The organism is Caldisericia bacterium, from assembly GCA_030018355.1.
GTDB lineage: Bacteria > Caldisericota > Caldisericia > B22-G15 > B22-G15 > JAAYUH01.
Map to the genome: position 1 here is coordinate 321,490 of JASEFN010000001.1, position 20,579 is coordinate 342,068.

The 20,579-nt window shown below is 27.4% G+C and carries 19 protein-coding genes; 5 read left to right on the forward strand and 14 right to left on the reverse strand.

Translation table 11 applies throughout. The features are described 5' to 3' along the window. The 11 genes from QMD25_01460 to QMD25_01510 all read right to left on the reverse strand — a co-directional run bounded on the left by QMD25_01460 (position 1) and on the right by QMD25_01510 (position 13,168). A complete protein-coding gene (locus QMD25_01460; GenBank protein ID MDI6860670.1) occupies positions 1-1,347 on the reverse strand; it encodes an acetate kinase in 1,347 nt (448 codons plus the stop codon). Positions 1,348-1,369: 22 nt separating this feature from the next. Further along, entirely contained in the window at positions 1,370-1,786 is a 417-nt protein-coding gene (locus QMD25_01465; GenBank protein MDI6860671.1) for an archease, read from the reverse strand. Then, a complete protein-coding gene (gyrA, locus tag QMD25_01470; GenBank protein ID MDI6860672.1) occupies positions 1,773-4,187 on the reverse strand; it encodes a DNA gyrase subunit A in 2,415 nt (804 codons plus the stop codon). Before gyrA ends, QMD25_01465 begins: the two co-directional genes overlap by 14 nt. Continuing rightward, positions 4,177-6,078 carry a DNA topoisomerase subunit B gene (locus QMD25_01475; GenBank protein ID MDI6860673.1) on the reverse strand — a complete coding sequence of 634 codons (1,902 nt, stop codon included), beginning with the start codon at positions 6,076-6,078 and terminating at the stop codon, positions 4,177-4,179. Before QMD25_01475 ends, gyrA begins: the two co-directional genes overlap by 11 nt. Further along, a complete protein-coding gene (locus QMD25_01480; GenBank protein ID MDI6860674.1) occupies positions 6,062-6,370 on the reverse strand; it encodes a DUF721 domain-containing protein in 309 nt (102 codons plus the stop codon). The genes QMD25_01475 and QMD25_01480 overlap by 17 nt, the downstream gene beginning before the upstream one ends. Beyond that, positions 6,367-7,428, reverse strand: coding sequence for a DNA replication and repair protein RecF (gene recF, locus QMD25_01485; protein ID MDI6860675.1), 1,062 nt, complete (start codon positions 7,426-7,428; stop codon positions 6,367-6,369). Before recF ends, QMD25_01480 begins: the two co-directional genes overlap by 4 nt. Continuing rightward, the gene (dnaN, locus tag QMD25_01490; GenBank protein MDI6860676.1) at positions 7,425-8,516 is read right to left on the reverse strand and encodes a DNA polymerase III subunit beta; all 1,092 of its coding nucleotides are present in this window, start codon (positions 8,514-8,516) and stop codon (positions 7,425-7,427) included. Before dnaN ends, recF begins: the two co-directional genes overlap by 4 nt. Positions 8,517-8,631: 115 nt before the next feature. Further along, positions 8,632-9,936 carry a chromosomal replication initiator protein DnaA gene (gene dnaA, locus QMD25_01495; protein ID MDI6860677.1) on the reverse strand — a complete coding sequence of 435 codons (1,305 nt, stop codon included), beginning with the start codon at positions 9,934-9,936 and terminating at the stop codon, positions 8,632-8,634. A gap of 192 nt (positions 9,937-10,128) precedes the next feature. Then, a complete protein-coding gene (gene recR, locus QMD25_01500; GenBank protein MDI6860678.1) occupies positions 10,129-10,734 on the reverse strand; it encodes a recombination mediator RecR in 606 nt (201 codons plus the stop codon). Next, complete coding sequence (locus QMD25_01505) at positions 10,718-11,776, reverse strand: Mrp/NBP35 family ATP-binding protein (protein ID MDI6860679.1); 1,059 nt, start codon at positions 11,774-11,776, stop codon at positions 10,718-10,720. Before QMD25_01505 ends, recR begins: the two co-directional genes overlap by 17 nt. Positions 11,777-11,788: 12 nt before the next feature. Then, on the reverse strand, positions 11,789-13,168 hold the full coding sequence (locus QMD25_01510; GenBank protein MDI6860680.1) for an MATE family efflux transporter: 1,380 nt from the start codon (positions 13,166-13,168) through the stop codon (positions 11,789-11,791). Positions 13,169-13,275: 107 nt separating this feature from the next. Between QMD25_01510 and rplS the strand changes: the two genes are divergently transcribed. From rplS to QMD25_01530, 4 genes are read left to right on the forward strand one after another with little or no spacing between them, the layout of a single operon-like run. After that, entirely contained in the window at positions 13,276-13,695 is a 420-nt protein-coding gene (rplS, locus tag QMD25_01515) for a 50S ribosomal protein L19 (protein MDI6860681.1), read from the forward strand. Between the two features lie 3 nt (positions 13,696-13,698). Beyond that, on the forward strand, positions 13,699-14,223 hold the full coding sequence (lepB, locus tag QMD25_01520; protein MDI6860682.1) for a signal peptidase I: 525 nt from the start codon (positions 13,699-13,701) through the stop codon (positions 14,221-14,223). Continuing rightward, positions 14,210-14,878 (forward strand): ribonuclease HII, encoded by a 669-nt coding sequence (locus tag QMD25_01525; GenBank protein ID MDI6860683.1) that lies wholly within the window; start codon positions 14,210-14,212, stop codon positions 14,876-14,878. The genes lepB and QMD25_01525 overlap by 14 nt, the downstream gene beginning before the upstream one ends. Beyond that, complete coding sequence (locus QMD25_01530) at positions 14,875-16,107, forward strand: hypothetical protein (protein MDI6860684.1); 1,233 nt, start codon at positions 14,875-14,877, stop codon at positions 16,105-16,107. The genes QMD25_01525 and QMD25_01530 overlap by 4 nt, the downstream gene beginning before the upstream one ends. Here QMD25_01530 and QMD25_01535 read toward each other — a convergent pair. Both QMD25_01535 and QMD25_01540 read right to left on the reverse strand, forming a co-directional pair. Beyond that, a complete protein-coding gene (locus QMD25_01535; protein ID MDI6860685.1) occupies positions 16,079-16,960 on the reverse strand; it encodes a DMT family transporter in 882 nt (293 codons plus the stop codon). The genes QMD25_01530 and QMD25_01535 overlap by 29 nt on opposite strands. Positions 16,961-16,999: 39 nt before the next feature. After that, positions 17,000-17,842 carry an EamA family transporter gene (locus QMD25_01540; GenBank protein ID MDI6860686.1) on the reverse strand — a complete coding sequence of 281 codons (843 nt, stop codon included), beginning with the start codon at positions 17,840-17,842 and terminating at the stop codon, positions 17,000-17,002. Between the two features lie 34 nt (positions 17,843-17,876). Here QMD25_01540 and mnmG point away from each other — a divergent pair, with 34 nt between their 5' ends. Further along, positions 17,877-19,763 (forward strand): tRNA uridine-5-carboxymethylaminomethyl(34) synthesis enzyme MnmG, encoded by a 1,887-nt coding sequence (mnmG, locus tag QMD25_01545; GenBank protein MDI6860687.1) that lies wholly within the window; start codon positions 17,877-17,879, stop codon positions 19,761-19,763. Here the strand turns inward: mnmG and QMD25_01550 are convergent. Beyond that, a partial coding sequence (locus tag QMD25_01550; protein MDI6860688.1) for a hypothetical protein occupies positions 19,760-20,579 on the reverse strand: 820 nt, incomplete at its 5' end. The genes mnmG and QMD25_01550 overlap by 4 nt on opposite strands.

Consider the following 20,579-nt stretch of genomic DNA (forward strand, 5'->3'; position numbering starts at 1 on the left):
TTAACCTCTTTTTGGTGGTCTAACAATAATCTCAGCAAGTTCTGGCTTTTTCTTAAGTTCTTCTTTCAATGCCTCTTCTCTTGCTGGATTAACATAATTTGGATCTTCGAATGAATATTTAAAGTTTGTATGAACATCATATCTTCCTTCAATTAATGCAACTGTATCTTCAACAAAAACAAGTTCTTCATCAGTTGGAATTACAAAAATTCTTACTTTTGAACCTTCGCCTGTAATTTCTGTTTCTGCATTTCTTGTTTTTGATATTTCATTTTTTCTTTTATCATAAATTATTCCAAGATTTTCAAGACCATCAAGTGTTTTTCCTCTTATAAGTGGACTCATTTCTCCAACACCTGCTGTAAAAACAATTGCATCAACTCTTCCTAAAACTGCATAATATGCTCCAATATATTTTTTGAGTCTATATGTTTCAATTTCAATTGCAAGTTTTGCTCTCTCATCTCCTTCTGCTGCTGCTTTTTCCACATCTCTTCTATCTGTATATTTTCCTGTAATTCCTAAAATTCCACTTTTTTTATTAAGTAAATTATCAAGTTGATCAACAGTTAGATTTTCTTTTCTCATCATAAATAAATCAATTCCAGCATCATGATCTCCTGCTCTTGTTCCCATGACCAAACCCTCAAGGGGTGTTAATCCCATTGAAGTATCAACTGAAATTCCATTTTTAACTGCATTTGCACTGGCTCCATTTCCAATATGAAGACAAATTAAATTTGTCTCAAATGGATCTTTTCCTAAGAGTACTGCTGCTCTTTTTGAAACATATAAAAATGATGTTCCATGAAATCCATATCTTCTTACTCTATATTTTTCATACCACTCATATGGAAGAGAATAAATATAAGCATATTTTGGCATTGTTTGATGCCATGCTGTATCCATTATTGCGCAATGAGGAACATCTGGCAAAAGTTCCATTGCTGCTCTAACACCAAGTAAATTTGGAGGGTTGTGAAGAGGAGCAAGATCAGAAAGAGATTCAAATGTTTTTAAAAATTCTTCGTTTATAATTGATGACTTTGCAAATTTTTCTCCACCATGAACCATTCTGTGTCCAACTCCTTGAATACTTTTTAGATCTTTAATAACACCAATCTCTGGATCAAGAAGAGTATCAATAATTAGTTTAATAGCAACTTTATGATCTGGACAATCGTGTTCTACTTTAAAGTTTCCTTTACCATTTGCATAATGATCAATAAAAGAGCCACCAATTGTTACTCTTTCAACTATTCCTCTTGCTAAAATTTTTCTCTCATTCCATCTATAGAGTTGATATTTAACAGAAGAACTTCCACAATTTAATGTGAGTATGTCCATCTAAACTACCTCCTTGAAAGTTTTATATATCAAAAATAATATCAACTTTATATAAATTATCAACTTTTTCTATTATCATATCTTCAAGAGTACAGGCTTTTATAGCATACTTTATCTTATGTTTTTTCTCATCAAAGGTTTCTCCAAAAAGTTTTCCTTTAATGATATTTTCACTAAATTCTTCAATTTTAAAATTTTTTATTAAAAAGAATTTTGAATCAAAAAGGTAGATAAACTCATTTAAAAATTTGTTTAAAAGCATCTCAATAAAATCAGATTTTATCTCAAAATTAATCTCTTCTTTTTCTTGAAGATTTTCTTCCTCTCTCATTAAAAATAATGTACCTTCTCCAGAATTCTCAAAAAGTTCCTTTAAGTTTCTACCATAAACTCTTATTCCAATATCAGCAGTATGTGGAAAAATTTCAAATTTTTTCATTTCTATTAATTGCAATTCCTTTTACTTCATCAATTGAGTCTGTGTTTATTAATCTTACTCCTGAAGCATTTCTCTTTTGAATAGGGATCTCTTTAGTTTTTATTCTTATTATTTTACCAAATTTTGTCACAATAAATATCTCATCACTTTCACTAACACTTCTTACTGCTACAACATTATCATTTTTAAGTTTAATTCCTCTCATTCCAGAAATACCTCTATTTTTTAAATGAATTTCATTAAAATTTAATCTTTTTCCTTTTCCTTTTTGAGTTATAATAAAAAGCGATTTATTTATTTCTTCAACATCAAAACTTGCAATCTCATCATTCTCTTTTAATTTTAATCCCCTAACTCCTCCTGCGTTTCTTCCTTGAGGTTTTAATTTTTTTAAAGAAAATTTTGCTATATTCCCTCCTTTTGAAATCACAACTATATTTTCATCTCCATTAACAACCCTAACTCTTTTAACATAATCATTTTCATCTAAATTAATTATTTTAATTCCATTTCTTCTTAAGTTTTTAAGAAAACCACTTTCTGTCATTTTTATTTTTCCTTTAGAAGTAAAAAGGAGTATATATTTTTTATTTAATTCTCCAGCATAAATTGATGTTACTCTTTCGTCTGGATGAAGTGGTAATAAAATATGTAAAGATTCTCCTTTTGCCTTTTTTTCACCCTCAGGAATTTCATATACTGGAAGAGAATAAACCTTTCCAAAATTTGTGAAAAAATAAAGATTTTTATGTGTAGATGTAAAATATATATCTGAGATTTCATCCTCCCTACCTAGTGTTATACCTTTAACTCCCTTTCCTCCTCTATTTTGTGTTATAAAATTATTTAAACTTGTTCTTTTAATATAACCATCATTTGTTAGAAACACCAACATAGATTCGTCTTGAATTATATCTTTAATTGATAATGCTTCAATTTTTTCCTCTTTTATTTCAGTTTTTCTTGCATCTCCATATTTTCTTTTTATTTCTATGAGTTCTTGTTCAATTACTTTATAAAGAGCCTCTTTATCTGTTAAAATTTCATTTAATCTTTTTATGTTTGCCTCTTTTGTCTTTATATCATTAATTAATTTTTCAATTTCAATTGACATTAACCTTGATAATCTCATATCTAAAATTGCATTACTCTGCTCATCATCAATTTCAAGGAGTGAATTTAATTTTTTTCTTGCCTCTTCTCTATCTTTTGCTTTTTTAATTATGTCAATAACTTCTTCTAATCTATCAATTCCTTTTTTAATTCCTAATAAAATTTTTAACTCTCTTTTCTCTTCTTGTAACTCAAAAACTGTTCTTTTTGTTATAACCTCTTCTCTGAATTCAAGAAAGGAGATAAGGACTTCTTTTATTGAAAGAAGTTTCGGTTTTCCATTAATTAAAGCAACAAAATTAACAGGAAAGGAAGTTTTAAGTTCAGTATATTCATATAATTTTTTCTCAAAAACATTTATATCAACATTTTTTTTCAATTCAATTACAATTCTTATGCCTTCTTTTGAAGATTCATCTCTTATATCATCTATCTCTTTAAGTTTTCCATTTTTTACTAGTTCCACTATTCTTTTAATTAAATTTGCTTTATTTACGTTATAAGGTATCTCATAAATAATATAAGCAAGAGTTTTTCCAATTTTTTCAAATTTTCCTTTACCTTTTATAATTACAGATCCTCTTCCTGTTTCAAAATATGATTTTATGCCATCATAGTTTAAAATTACTCCTTTCGTTGGAAAATCTGGACCTTTTAAAACTCTCATTATTTCATCAGTATTTTTGTTTCTATCTCTTAATAAAAGAAGTAGAGCATCAACAACTTCATTTAGGTTATGTGGAGGAATATTGGTTGCCATACCAACAGCAATTCCTGTTGCTCCATTTAATAAAATATTTGGTATTTTCGCAGGAAGTACCTCTGGCTCAAGAAGAGTACTATCAAAGTTAGGCCTAAAGGGCACAGTCTCTTTTTCAAGATCACTTAACATTTCAAGAGATATTGGTGCCAATCTTACTTCAGTATATCTCATTGCTGCTGGTGGATCACCATCTAAACTTCCAAAATTTCCTTGACCCTCAACAAGAGGATATCTCATTGTAAAATCTTGTGCCATTCTTACAAGTGCTTCATAAACTGGAGCATCTCCATGTGGATGATATTTACCAAGTGTTTCACCTACAACTCTTGCGCTTTTCTTAAATGGAGAATTTGGTAAATTTCCGAGTTCTTTCATTGAATAAAGAATTCTTCTTTGAACTGGTTTCAATCCATCTCTTATATCTGGAAGTGCTCTTGAAATAATAACACTTAAAGCATATGAAAGATATGAATCTTTTAACTCATCTTCTATTGGAATTAAAACCTCTTTCTCTTTATATATCAAGTTCTTTCACCTCCAGAGCATGTTCCTCTATAAAATTTTTTCTTATTAAAACATCCTCGCCCATAAGGGTATCAATTATCTCTTTTGCCCTTTCACCATCTTGAACTTGAACTTTTTTTAATATTCTAGTTTCTGGATTCATAGTTGTCTCATATAATTCTTCTGGATTCATTTCTCCAAGACCTTTATATCTGTTTATCGAATATTTAATACCCCCCTTTTCCAGTTCTCCTATTATTTTATCTTTTTCTTCCTCAGAATATGCATATTTTTTATTTTTTCCATATGAAATCTTATAAAGCGGAGGCATAGCTACATATAGATAACCCTCTTCTATTATCTCTTTTAGATAAGTCCAAAAAAAGGCAAGAAGAAGGGTTTTAATATGAGAGCCATCAACATCTGCATCAGTCATAATAATTATTTTTTTGTATCTTAATTTATTAATATCAAAATTTTCAAGAATTCCTGTACCCAATGAAGCAATAATTGACTTTATTTCATTATTATCTAATATTTTATGAACAGAAGATTTAATTGCATTTAAAATTTTGCCCCTCAAAGGTAAAATTGCTTGAGTAGTTCTATTTCTCCCTTGTTTTGCACTTCCTCCTGCAGATTCACCCTCTACAATAAATAGTTCAGATTTTTCAGGATCTTTTTCTGAACAATCTGCAAGTTTTCCTGGAAGAGTTTCATCAAAAAATACTTTTTTTCTTACAAGTTCTCTTGCTTTTCTTGCTGCTTCTCTTGCTTTTTTGCTAAGTTCAACTCTTTTTAAAATTATTTTTAAAGTATTAGGGTTTTTTTCTAAAGTACTAATTAAATTATGGTATATAAAATCTTCAAACTCTTTCTTAACCCATGAATTTCCAAGTTTTGTTTTTGTTTGACCCTCAAATTGAGGATCAAAAATCCTTATATTGATTATTGCAAATAAACCTTCTGCCACATCCTCCCATGTAAAAGAGTCATCATTTTTTAAAAATTCAAATTTTTTTCCTTCCTCATTTAAAAATTTTGTTAAACCACTCCTAAATCCAGTAAGGTGAGTTCCACCCTCTGAGGTATATATAGAATTGACATAAGATAAAATATTTGTTTTTGTGGTATTTGTATATGTAAAAATTACTTCAAAAAAGAAATTTTCTTTTTCTTCAGAAAAATAAATAGGTAGATGAGTTAAATCCTTGTCTTTAATTAATTCATCAAAATATGATTTAATTCCACCATCATATAAAAATTCTTCTACCTTATTTGTTCTCTCGTCAACAAGTTTTATTCTAACCCCTTTATTTAAAAATGCTAAAGTTATTAGTCTTTCTTTTATAATTTCATAATTAAATTCAGTTGTTTCAAAAATTTCTGGATCAGGTTTAAATTTAATAAAAGTCCCTGTCTTATTTTCATCTATATTCTCTTCTTTTAACTCTCCCAAACTTTTTCCCTTTGAATAAAATTGATAATATTTTTTTCCGTCTCTATAAACCTCAACATAAAGATCTTCAGAAAGGGCATTTACAACTGATATTCCAACTCCATGCAGACCTCCTGAAACTTTATATGCCTTACCTTCAAACTTTCCTCCAGCATGAAGTTTTGTTAAAGCAAGTTCTATGCCTGAAACTCCATATTGTGGATGAATATCAGGTGGAATTCCTCTTCCATCATCAAGAACTGAGATAGAGTTATCTTTATGAATTGTGACTATAATATTCTTACAAAAACCAGCCATTGCTTCATCAATTGAGTTATCAACAACCTCAAAAACAAGGTGATGAAGACCTGAAGCGTCTGTTGAACCAATATACATGCTTGGTCTTTTTCTAACACCCTCTAAGCCTTCAAGTACTTTTATAAAAGTTGCATCATACCTATTTCTTTCTTCCATATCCCTTCCTTTTTAAAATAACTTTTACTTCATTAATTATTTCGTATCCATAAATTTTATTGATCTTTTCTTTAATTTCAGGAAAAAGATTTAAAAAATTTTCGCTCCAAGTTGGGTGATCAGAATAAACTACAAGAGTTCCTTTTTTAATATTAATAGGTATAATATGAGTTGCTAAAAGAGTGCCAACATATTTTTTCCAGTTTAATATTATATCTTTTTCATAAATTTTTTTCTTTAAATCTCTCTCTTCTAAAAATCTATCTAATATTTGAGAAAGTTTCTCAATCATTCTTTATCTCCTAAAGATTTCAAAAAAAAAGTGGAACTTTTATCAATTAGTTCCACTGGAATAATCTCCTTTGAAAAGGAGGTTATAATAACTTGATTAAAATTATACAATAATTCTCCTAAATTTTCAATTTTACTCTTATCTATTGTTTCAAAAAGGTCATCAATTAAAATAATTGCTTCCTTTTTCAAAGTTTCAAGAACTATATTATAGAGTGAAAGTATTAAATATAGAGAGACTTCTTCTATTTCTCCCAAAGAGAAAAGATTTTTAATATCAATTCCTTTATATAAAAAAAGAATATCATCAAGATGTGGGCCTATTAATCCATATCCTCTTTCAATTTCTTCAAATTTAATTTTATTTAGTTCTTGCAAAGAAATAATTTTTGGTTCATAAACTATTTCTACTTTTTTTAAATATAAATTTAAAAAAGTCTCTTTTAACCTTTTAATAAAATTGTCTCTCTTTTCTTGTATTTTAATTCCTATTTCATATAACTTTTCATTAAGTGATTCTAAAAGTATTTCAAAATAAAAATTTTCTTTATCTTCCTTTAACTTTTTTAAAATTGAATTTTTTGATTGGAGTATATCAGTATATTCTGAAATTAAATATTTATACTCTTTATCTATCATCGAGATGTTTGTATCTAAAAAATTTCTTCTTAATTCTGGTTCTTTTAATATAATATCTTTTGTTCTAAAATTAAAAAATATAACTGGAATAACTCCAATAAGTTCTTTTTGTGATTGAATTGGTTTACCATTGATTGAAATTAATTTCTTTTTATCTTTATATATTATTTCGACCTTAATTTTTGAATCATCCTCATAAAAAATTCCGCTTAAGAAAAAACTTGTTTCAGGAAATTTTGGAAGTTCATTCTCTTTCAAATTATTAAAAGTATTACCACTTGAAAGATAATAAATTGCGTTAAGTAAATTTGTTTTTCCACTTCCATTTTTTCCAATAATTAAATTTAATTTATCATTGAATTTAAGAAAAAATTCATCAAAATTTCTAAAAGTTAAAATTGATATCTCTTTTATTATCATTCAGATCTATATGGCATTATAATGTAAAGATGTTTATCACTATCTTTAAATGTTATAGGAGATTCACTATCAAAAAATATTATTTTTATATTTTCTTCTTCCATTGTTTTTAAGCCTTCTAATACCTTTTTATTATCAAGATAAATTTTCTCATTACTTTTACTTCCATCAATAATTTCAATTTCTTCTATTCCTTCTCCTATATCTATTGAACTTCCTTTCAAAATAAGTTTATCTTTTATATCAAATTGAACTTTTCCACTTCCCTCTCTTGTAATTAAAAGTAATCTTTGTAAAGAATCAATTAACTCTTTTCTATTTAAAATAATATATTTCTCCTCATTCCTGGGAAGAACCATTTCATAATTTGGAAAATTACCTTGACCCAATCTTGAAATAAAATAAACTGAGCCACCTAAATATGAAAAACTTCTTGGTGAAAATGACAATTTAACAATTTCTTTTTCTTCTAATTCTAAAATTCTTTCAAGAACCGATACACTACCTTTTGGAATTAAAAAAGAGAAATCTGCTTCATCCTTTTTAAAATTTTTACTGACAAATAATGATAACCTATTTCCATCTGTAGATACCAATTTAACATCATCATTTTTAAACTCAACAAGACAAGAAGAAAATTCTAATCTAGTTTTTTGTGGGTCTCCAATTGAAAATGAAATTTTCTTTAATCCTTTTCCTAAAAAATCTTTGTTTACAAAAATTTCTTTTTCAATATCTTCCATAGAAATAAATGGATAATCTTCTTCTATTATTCTTATTTTATAATCCTTGCCATCAGAGGTTATATTTATAAAACCCTCATTTTTTTCAATTTCAATATCTTCTTTATTAAAAGATCTTAATAAATTTTGAAATGTTTTTGATGAAACAATTATTCTATTAATTTCGCCTTCATAATTAAAGTAATATTTTACACCTACCTCTAAATCGGTTCCTATTAAAACTCCTTTATTTTCTTCTTTATCAATTAAAACATTTGAAAGGATTGGCATAGTTGGTGTGGATTTAATAATTCTATTTAAAATAGTAAATCCTTTTAAAAGTTCTTCCTTTTTAACTTTAAACATACTCTAATCCTCCTTCTAATTTTTAAATTTAATTTAGAATTAATAATATAAACTGTTGAAAAGTTGAAAAATAAATAAAACATTTATTAGTATAGAAAAAATTATAAACATTTTTTCACTCACCTATTAACAACCTCTTTAAATCTTCAATACATGCTCTTAAATTTTCATCTTTTTTTAATTCTTTTTTAATTTTTTCAATTGAATGAAGAACTGTCGAGTGATCTCTTCCTCCAAAAATTTCACCAATTTGTGGAAGGGAGTAGTTTGTTAATTCTCTAATAAGATACATTGCAATCTGTCTTGGGACAACATAATCTTGAGACCTTCTTTCACCTTCAAGATCTTTAACCGAAAGAGAGAAATAATCAGCGACAGTTGATTTTATTTTATCTGGGCTTAAATCAATTTTTTTTACTTTATCATAAATACCAGAAAGAATTTTTTTTGCATAATCAAGTGTTATTTCTTGATTACTTAATGAAGCATGTGCAAGAATTCTTATAAGTGCACCCTCTAATTCTCTTATATTACTTGTAATTTTTTCAGCAATAAAATTAAAAACTTCATCTGGAACAAAAATTTTTTCTTTTTCTGCTTTCTTTTTAAGTATTGCAACTCTTGTTTCAAAATCAGGTGGTGCAATATCAACCATAAGACCCCATTCAAATCTACTTCTCAATCTATCTTCAAGCGTAGGGATCTCTTTTGGTATTCTATCGCTTGTTATTACAATCTGTTTATAATTATTGTGTAAAGTGTTAAATGTGTGGAAAAATTCCTCTTGAGTTCTCTCTTTTCCAGCAAGAAATTGTATATCATCTATTAAAAGACAATCTATATTTCTATATTTTTCGTGAAATTCATTCATTTTATTTTTTTGAATTGAATTAATTACTTCATTTGTAAAGACTTCACTAGTTATATAAACAACTTTAAGGGCTGGTTTTGTTTTAATAATGTAATGTCCAATTGCTTGGATTAGATGAGTTTTTCCAAGCCCGACACCACCATATATAAAAAGTGGATTATATGATCTTCCTGGATTTTTTGCAACTGCTAAACTTGCAGCATGAGCAAGTTTATTGCTTTCTCCTACAACAAAATTTTCAAATGTGTAGTTCTCATTTAAACCAAAAGAGTTCTTTTGTTCTATCTTAAGCTCTTCCCTCTCCTCATCTTTTTTTATAACAACAAACTCAACTTCAATATCCTTTCCAGCAACAGCTCTTAAAACTTCTTTTATTAAAGACAGATAGTTGCTTCTTAGCCAATCTTTCGCAAATTCAGATATTACTCCAATTTTTAATTTTTCATCCCCTTCTTCAATTACCTCAGTTGTCTTAAACCACGTTTCAAAAGATGGTTTAGATAGATAATCTTTTATTATTCCAAGAGTTTTTTCCCAAATTCCTTTCATATCTTTTCCACATTTTCCACAGTTACTTGTGGAAAACTTTTTTTAAAATTTCTGAAAATTTTTGTAAGTTTTCCACAAGTAATAAAATTGCTTTATTAGTATATAAAAATTTATTTTTATTTTCAACAATCAGATTAAAACACATAAGAAGCACTTTTTTGATATTTAATCGTTTAAAATTTCTTAATAAAGTTATTTTTCTTCTTTTCTATCAATTAATGCTTGTATTAAAGATGAATCATCTATTGATTCAAAATAAGTTGCACCTGATATTCCCCTTGCAAGTGATGAAATTTTAATATTATATTTTTTAAGAATTTTTTTGATATACTCTTTTGTGATATCTCCTTCCCATTGAGGAGATAATGCAAAAATTATCTCCTTCACTTCTCCACTTTTAACCCTTTCTTCTAATGAATCAATAGTTAAATGTTCTATTCCAAGACCTTGTGAAGTTGAGATATGTCCCCCAAGAACATGGTAAACACCCTTATAATAACCTAATGACTCAATTCTAATTAAATCTTTAACATCTTCAACAACAAGGATAGTGAACTTATCCCTAGTGTTATCTTTACAAATTGAACAAGTGTCATCATTTTCTGTTAAATTAAAACAGACTTTACATGTTTTTACATTTTTTTTAAGGTTTTTAATACCTAAAATTAATTCTTCAATAAACTCATCTTTTGTTCTGAGCAAAAAAAGTGCAATTCTTTCTGCACTTTTTGGCCCAATTCCTGGTAGGTGAGATAAAATTTCAATTAATTTATTTAAACTTTTAGGATACTGATACATTTAAAATTTTAAGAATTAATTCTGTTATTTTATAAAATTCTTTTGAAGATGCTGAATCGGGCTCTGAAACAACAATTGGAAAACCAGTGTCTCCACCTTTTCTTAAATTTATTTCTATTGGAACTTTCCCCAAAAGTGGGGCTTTTAAAATTTTGCTCATCTTTTCACCACCGCCACTTCCAAATATTTCATATTTTTTACCTGTATCTGGACAGATAAAATAACTCATGTTTTCAATAACACCAATAATTGGAACATTTAATTTATTGAATGCTATTGCAGATCTTGTTGCATCAAGAATAGATACATCCTGTGGTGTAGTAACAATAAGGACACCATCTAAAGATAAAGATTGGCCAACTGTTAAAGTTTCATCACCTGTTCCTGGAGGAAGATCTATTAAAAGAAAATCTAAATTTTCCCATAAAACATCTTCAAATAACTCTTCAATTGCTTTAGATATAAGTGGGCCACGCCATAAAACTGGAGAATTATCATTTTCCATAAAAAATCCTATTGAAATAACTTTTACACCATATTTTTCAATTGGTAGAATTTTTCCATTCAAAATCCCAGGTTTCTCATCTATCCCAAACATAAGAGGAATATTTGGTCCATTTATATCTGCATCAAGAACTCCAACTTTAAATTTCATTTTTGAGAGAGTAACAGCAAGATTTGTTGTAACAGTTGATTTTCCAACTCCTCCTTTACCAGATGCAATTGCAACAATTTTTTTAATTTCACCCTTTCTTTTTTTAAAAGGAATATTTAAATTTATTTTTAAATTTTCAAGTTCTTCTTTTTCCATTATTTTTAAATTGATATTTATCTCTTCAAAACCAATTTCTTTAAGTTTATTTTCAATACTTTCTTTAAGTTTATCTTTAAGCGGACAATTAGGAATTGTTAAAAAAAGGTCAAGCGAAATTTTTTTATCTTGAAATTCTAAATTTCTAATCATATTCAATTCAACTACACTTTTATTGATTTCTGGATCTTTTACTTCTTTAAGTTTTTCAATAATATATTCTTTGTTCATAATATCCTCCTATTAATCAAAAACATACCTTCTGAAATTTGCTCTTTTAGAAAAAATAATATATAAATAAATACCCTTAAAAATAATATCACCTGCCATTGCAATCCATGCGCCAAACATTCCAAGATAGAAAAGTTTTACTAGAATATATGCAAATGGAATCCTAATTAAATACATTCCAAATGTTGTAGCCCAGAATGGAGAAGAGGTGTTTCCACCACCCCTTAATCCTCCCATAAAAATTAAAACCATAGCAAAAAATGGTTGTGCAATTGAAATTATTTTAACTGCAATTCTTGCATAATTAATAACAGTTTTATCATCTGTAAAAATTCTAATAAATAGATCTGGAAAAAAGAACAAAATTACACCAACTGAACTCATAATTAAAAGTGTTATTTTTAATGAGTTATATGTGTATCTTTTTGCAAGGTCTTCATCATCTCTTCCAATAGCCTTACCAACGAGAGTTGTTGTTGCATGTGTAAAACCAAAGCCTGTATTAAAAGATAAAGATTCTATATTTATTGCAATTCTATGCGCTGCAAATGCCTCTGTTCCAATACCTAAAACTATATTTCCAAAGAATAAATTTCCAAAAGAGAACATAAATCTTTCAAGAGAGGCAGGAAATCCTATTTTAAACATATTTTTAATTATTTCAAAATTTAATTTAGATAATTTAAATTCAATAAAAAAGGGTCTTTTTTTATTAAAAATTAAAAATAAATATATTAAAAGAGCAATTCCTTTTGAAATTGAAGTTGCAATTGCGGCACCTTTAACTCCCATTGCTGGAAATCCAAATTTACCAAATATTAATACATAATCTAGGAAAATATTAATTGAGTTAGAGATAAGAGACAAATAAAAAGGAGTTTTTGTGTCTCCAATTCCCCTAAATATTGCCCCAAAAATAAGAGGTGTAACAAAAACAATTGATGGAGTTATTATGTAAAAAAAGTAATCACCAGCAACTTTTTTTAAAGCAACTTCACCGCTGAAAAGATAAAAAACATTATATGAAAACAAAATTCCAAAAATAAAAAATAAAATAGATAAAAAAAGAGAAAAGTATATTCCTTGCCACACAATCTCTTTTGTCTTTTCAATTTTCCCTGCACCATAATTTTGAGCAACAAGAACATTTACACCAATATTTATTGCGATCATAATGGCAAGGAAAACAAATATGAGTTGGTTTGCTAATCCAACACCAGCAAGAGATAGTGCACCAAGTCTTCCAACAAAGGCCATGTCAACGAATGAAAATACAGTTTGTAATAAGTTTTCACCAACTGCAGGAAGTGAAAGATTTAAAATTTCTCCATTAATTTCTTTATCTTCTTTTTTAAAGAAACATTTAGTATGATTCAACAATAAAAGATTCATGTCAATCTTTATTTATATTAATTCAAAATAAAAAATTGTCAACTTTTAAAAAGTGTGATATTATATAAAAGATTGTCTTAAGTTAAAGAAACTCAAGGAGGAATGAGATGAGAGAGATTAAACTTGTTGAGAATAGTTTTTTAAGAAATGATATACCTCAATTTAAACCAGGTGATACATTAAGGGTTTATATAAAAATAAAAGAAGGAGGAAAAGAAAGAATCCAAGTTTTTGAAGGAATATGTATTGCAAGAAAAGGCGGAGGCACTAGAGAAACATTTACAGTAAGAAAGGTTTCTTTTGGTGTTGGTGTTGAAAAAATTTTTCCACTTCACTCTCCATCAATAGAAAAAATTGAGGTTGTAAGATTTGGAGATGTAAGAAGAGCCAAATTGTATTATCTTAGAGAATTAAAAGGTAAAAAAGCAAGAGTTAAAGAAAAAATTAAAACAAAGAAAATTTTTGAAGAAGTTATAGGCGAAGAAATTCAAGAAGAAACAACAAACAGTGAGGAAAATGTAAGTTAATTTATGAATAGAGTTTTAAAAGAGATAATAAGTTGGATTTTAACATTTTTAATTGCTTTTGCTTTAGCATTTACCATAAGGACATTTATTTATGAGCCATACAGAGTTCAAATGTCATCTATGAATCCAACTTTATATGAGAATGATTTAATAATGGTTAATAAATTTATATACAGATTCAGAGAACCCAAAAGAGGTGAAATAGTAATTTTCAAGCCACCCTATGGTGATAAAGATTATATAAAAAGAGTCATAGGGCTTCCAGGAGAGATAATTGAGATTAAAGATGGTTATGTCTATATAAATGGGAAAAAACTTAATGAAAGTTATATAAAAAATACTACACCAGGTAATTTAGGACCTCTCAAAATTCCAGAAGGAACTATCTTTGTTATGGGAGATAATAGGGGAAATTCGCTTGATTCAAGAGAATTTGGTCCAATTGATATAAAATCGATTGATGGAAGAGCAGATTTTGTTTTTTGGCCAATAAACCACATTAAAAATTTAAATAATGTTAAGTGGTGAAAAATTAATTATTGGAATTGACGAAGCTGGAAGAGGAGCATTGGCAGGACCACTAGTTGTTGCGTCTTTTTTAAATAATAAAAAAATTCCCGAGTTTGTAAAAGATTCAAAAATATTAACTGAAGAAAAAAGAGAAAAAATTTTTAAATACTTTTTAAATGAAAATCTCTCTTTTGGCATAGGAATTATAAATCCTAGTTTTATAGATAAAAATGGCATTGTAGAATCTTTAAAAAGAGGTATTGAACTTTCTATAAATTTTATTTTAAATAAAGAATCTATTCTTTTTGATGAAAACTTCTTTTCACATTATGAAATTTTTAATGATTACTCTCTTTATTTTGGTGAGAAAATACTTACCAATGATTTTTTAATATTAATTGATGGCAATACTCCCTTTTTAGAAAATTATAAAATAATATCTATTATTGATGGAGATAATAGGATTCCTTTAATAAGCGCTGCATCAATTGTTGCTAAAGTAATAAGAGATAAAATAATGAGAAAAATAGGCACTATTTATAAAGATTATGAATTTGATATAAATAAAGGATACGGAACACAATCTCATTATGAAAAAATAAAAATATGTGGCATATCAAATTGTCACAGAAAAAGTTTTTTAAAAAATTTAATAATAGGAGGTAATAGATGAAAATTGGACTTATTCCAATAAGTTCAGATGAATCAAGAAGACCCTTGGAGGTAAAATTTTTAAATGAGGTAAAGTCGTTTTTAGAGAAAAAAAATTTTTTATCAGAAGAGTTTAATGAAAATGAAGTTTATGATTTTAACATATTTATTGTTGTAACTGGTGGAAGCGAAAAAAAATTTCTTGATCTACACAAAAAAATAAAACCTCCATATATTTTTATTGCAAATAGATTTAACAACTCCCTTCCTGCAACAATGGAAATAATTGCGTATTTAAAAGGGGAGGGAAAAGTTTTTTTATGGGATAAAAAAAGTGAAAAAAAGGATTTATTACGAATTCTTAATACACTCTCCATTAAAGAAAAAATTAATGGTAAAAAAATTGGTTTAATAGGAAATCCAAGTTATTGGTTAATTTCTTCAACTCCAGATTTTAAATATGTAAAAGAAAGATTTGGAATTGAAGTAGTAACTTATCCAATTGAGGAAATTATTGAAAGATATAAAAATGAAGAGATAAATCATGAAGTTGAAGAGATAGTTAAAAATATAAAAAGAAAAGCAATCGAATTAAAAGATATAAATGAAAGTGATCTTAAAAAGGCAATAAAATTTTATAAAATAGTAAAAGATACTGCAATAAAGAACAACTTTGATGCTATAAGTGTAGAGTGTTTTAGAATAATAAAACCCCTTGATACAACTGGTTGCCTTGCTTTGTCTCTTCTAACAAGTGAAAATATTATTTCAGGGTGTGAAGGAGACATTCCATCAACTATAACAATGTATATTATGAACAAACTATCAGGAAAGTCACCTTTTATGGCTAATATCGCATCTATTGAAAGGGAGGGAGAAAAAACATCTGACATTGTTTTGGCTCATTGTACTGTCCCAATTTCACTAGTTAATTCTTATTTACTTACTACACATTTTGAAACTGGTAAGGGTGTTGGAGTTAAAGGATTTTTTAATAAAGAGGTTGGAACATTAGTTAGAATAGGTGGAGAGAGGTTAGATAAAATTTTCTTTTCAAGAGCAAAAATAATTGATAATTTAAGAGAAAATTATATGTGTAGGACACAGATTAAAATTAAAGTTAATATAAAATCTGATTACTTTCTAAAAAGGCCTTTAGGAAATCACCACATTTTTGTTCCAGGAGATTATACAGAAGAATTGGAACTTTTCTCAAAAATATTTAATCTTTCTCCATCTTTAGAGGATTAACAAGGAAAAGCCCAAGAATTATAAAAAGTCCACCAATTAAAGAAAGAGTTGACAACTTTTCTTTTAAGAAAACTAAACCACTTATTGTACCAATTATTGGATTTAAATAAATAAAAGAACTTGCAACTGATGCTTCTTTATATTTTAAACCTTTATACCAAAAGATATACCCAAAAAGAATTGCAAGAAAACCAAGATAAAAAATTGCAAATAGAGTAATTTTACTCATATTTAATATTTCTGTAATATTTGATTCTCTTATAAATGGAAAAATCATAAGAGTTCCAATAAAAATAATCCATATTGTTGTATCAAGTGGGTCGTATTTCTTAAAAAGAGGTTTTGAGATTATTGTTGAGGTAACCCATGATAACACAGAAAGGAGACTAAAAAATGCACCAACAAAATTCTCTATTTTAAATCCATACGATATTCCATAAGTTAGAATAATTACACCTGAAAAAGAAATAAATAGACCAAAACCTTTTTTAAATGTAACTTTCTCTTTTAAGAAAATAGATGAGAAAAATGTTGTTAAAATTGGATTTAGACCTGAAATAAGTGAGGCAGTTGATGCATTTATAAGAGTTTCTGCCTTATTAATTGACAGATGATAACCTGGAACATTTAAAAAGGAAAGAATCAATATTTTTAAAATATCCTCTTTTTTTAAATTTTTAATTTTGTAAAGAGAGGGAAATAAAAATAAAAATGGAAAGATAATTAAAAAACGAGAAGCCACTATTGAAAGAGGGGTTAGTTCTTTTGTTGCAATTTTAATCATTACATAAGAGTTTGCCCAAATCAATAAAACAATAAAAAGAGACAAATTTATTGAAAAAGATCTTTTCATAATTTCTATATAATATAAAAAAATATAAAAATTTAAAATTTACTCTTTATCTGCAATTAATATAGCAGTAATTATAAGTAGTCCACCCAAAAACTCTAAGCATTTTGGGATCTCTTTAAAAAAAATTACTCCAAGAAGTGTTGCTCCAATAGGTTCTCCAAGAATAGTTAAACTTATAAATACAGGCGAAAGAAACTTTAATGCATAATTAAAAATTGAATGACCTATAACTTGAGGAAAAATCGCTATTAATATCAAAAGAAAGTATTCCCTTTTTGGTAAAAATATTAAATTTTCTTTTAATACAAAAGAAATAATAAGTAAAACTATAAAACTTATTGAATAAACTCTAAATACAATGTTAATTAAATCATATTTTTTTCTTAAAAAGTAATTAGTGGTAATGTAAAGAGAAGCAAAAATTGCACCAAGTAAAGCAAGAGAATTTCCTTTTACATTTGTAGAAAATTTTCCACCATAAGACATAAGTAAAATTCCTAATAAACAGAGAATAATTGCTAAAAAGGTTTTTATTTTTAATCTTTTTTTAAACAATAGATAAGATAGAATTGATACAAAAATAGGATTTGTTGTTACAAGAACTGTCGAACTCATTATTGTTGTAAATCTTAAAGAAGTGATCCATGTATAAAAATGTAAAGCAAGAAATATGCCAGAAAGAACAAAAAAAACTTTCTCTCCTTTCACAACTTTTTTTCTATTAAAAACAAATAAGGGAAGTAAAAAAATTGTACTTAATCCCATTCTATAAGTTGAAATAACAATAGGTGTTGATTTAGACATCCTAATTAAAATTGATGAAAAGGAAATTGTTATAACTCCTATAAAAAGTAAAATAAAAAGAGAGAATTTTTTATTCATAAATTAAATTATAATATGTTATAATTTAATTCCTATGGAGAGTTTTGACGTAATTGTAGTTGGTGGAGGTCATGCAGGTTGTGAAGCAGCACTATCTTCTGCAAGATTAGGTGCTAAAACACTTTTATTAACAATTACCATTGAATTTATAGCACACCCTCCATGTAATCCAGCAATTGGAGGTGTAGGTAAAGCACAAGTTGTTAGAGAGGTTGATGCTCTTGGAGGAGAAATTGCAAAAAATGCAGAAAGAGCCCTTACACAAATAAAACTCCTCAATACAACAAAAGGTCCGTCTGTTTGGTCATTAAGAGTTCAAATAGATAAATCTCGCTATAGAGAGGAGATGAGAAAAGTTCTTGAAAATGAAAAAAATTTATTTTTAAGACAAGGTCTTGTTGAAGAGATAATTTTAGAGGGTGATAAAGTAAAAGGAGTTATTACAAAAACTGGAGAAGTATATTATGGAAAAGCAGTAGTTTTAACACCAGGAACTTTTCTTAGAGGTATAGTTCACATTGGAAAAGAAATGATTGAGGCTGGAAGATGGGGTGAACTTCCCTCCATTGGTTTAGCAGAATCTTTAAGAAAATTAGGGTTTTCAATTAAAAGATTCAATACTGGAACAACCCCAAGAGTTGATTTAAATTCAATAGATCTTAAAAAATTAGAAATTGATGAGGGGGAAAAAATTCCCCTCTCTTTTTCTTTTGAAACAAAACCTAAAGTTTGGGAAAATCAACTTCCTTCTTATAAAGGAAAAACTAATGAGAAAACAATTGAAGTTACAAGGAAATATTTAAATTTTGCTCCATCTGTATTGGGTCTTATGGTTAAGGTTGGTCCAAGAACTTGTCCATCAATAGAGGAAAAAGTGAGATGGTTTCCAGATAGAACAGAACATACATTTTTTTTGGAAAGAGAAGGTTTTAATACAAACGAAACATATGTCCAGGGAATGTATATGAGTGTTCCATATGAGTACCAAATTGAAATTTTAAAAACTCTACCAGGTTTTGAAAATGTGAAAGTTATAAGACCAGGATATGCAATTGCATATGATCTTGTTGATCCAAAAGAACTTTTACCAACTCTTCAAACAAAAAAATTTGAAAATCTTTTTTTAGCAGGTCAAATTAATGGAACAACTGGATATGATGAAGCAGCAGGGCAAGGTATTATTGCTGGAATAAATGCCGCTCTTTTTGCACAGGGGAAACCTCTTCTTATTTTAAAGAGAGAAGAGTCTTATATTGGAGTTATGATAGATGATCTGATTCATAAGGGAATTGAAGAGCCCTATAGAATTACACCCTCACATGTTGAATATAGAATTCTTTTGAGGCAAGATAATGCAGATTTAAGATTGACTCCAATTGGATATGAGGTTGGATTAATTAGTAATGAAAGATATAAAAAAGTTTTGGAGAAGAAAGAAAAAATAAACACTTTATTAAATATTTTAATTAACAAAAAGATCACTCCATCAATTGAAAACAATGAACTTTTGAGATCAATAGAAGAAGACACAATAAATACCCCATATTCTCTTTTTGATCTTATGAAAAGGCCATCTTTTACCATTGAAAAACTTAAAAAAATTTTTCCTGAAGTAAATAATTTTTCAGATGAGATAATTTTTGAGGTAATGATTGAGGCAAAATATTTTGGATATATTAAAAGACAACAGAGAGAGATTGAAGAATTAAAAAAATATGAAAAAATTAAAATTCCAGAGGATATAAATTATAATCTTGTTCCAAATCTTTCAAAACAGGCGATTGAAAGACTTTCTTATTATAAACCAAAAACTCTAAAAGATGCAAAAGAAATAACAGGTGTTACACCTGCGGATCTTATAAACTTAATAATGTATATAGAGAGAAAAAATTATAAACCACAAGAGGAAGACTCCTATTAATAAACATAAAAATCCTTTTCAAAAGTGCCTAATTTTACACCATAGATATTAAAAACTTGAAAAGTTATTTTGTGTTTTCCAATTTTCTTTTCTTTATATTTAAATATAAACGGTTTTTCAGTTAACACTTCTTTCATTAATCCATCAACAAAAACTATAACTGAAAATGCTTCTTGAGGAGGAGAATCTAATGTGAAAAGAATTAATTCATTTGCTTTTGGCTTTTCAGGTTCTATTTGAATAGATGTTGTTTTTATTTCTAATAAAACAGAAACTTTAACTCCACTACTCCCTTTAAGAGTCCCATCTTTTCCCCAAAGATAAACTGAAATATAATAGTTACCACTTTTTTCTGGATACCACATATATTTTAAAGGTGGAGAGTTTATAAAAGTTTTCTCTCCATTTATATCGATTTCAAGAGTATCACCAATTTTAAAATCTGTTTTTATTTCAATATCAACAACATTTCCTAAATAGATTTTTTGAGGAACTAAAATTTTTATTTCAGTAAATCCACCCTTGATGCTTGTACAATAATTTTTAGGAATATCATCTGGGTCATAAAAAATTTTTAAAACTTTTTCATTTTCTAATGTATCTTTAGGAGCAAGAAGATTTTCATTTTCTTTACACACATAAACTTTATATTCTCTATGATAAGAACAAATTGGAATATTTTTTCCTAAAATAAAGAGATCCACTCTTCCGCCTTTACAATATGAATTTTTAATGAGTCCTGTTTTTGAACAAAAAGTTTTATAAATTACTTTTTCTGGTCTTTCCCAATCAGTTGGTTTTTTTATTTTTATTAAT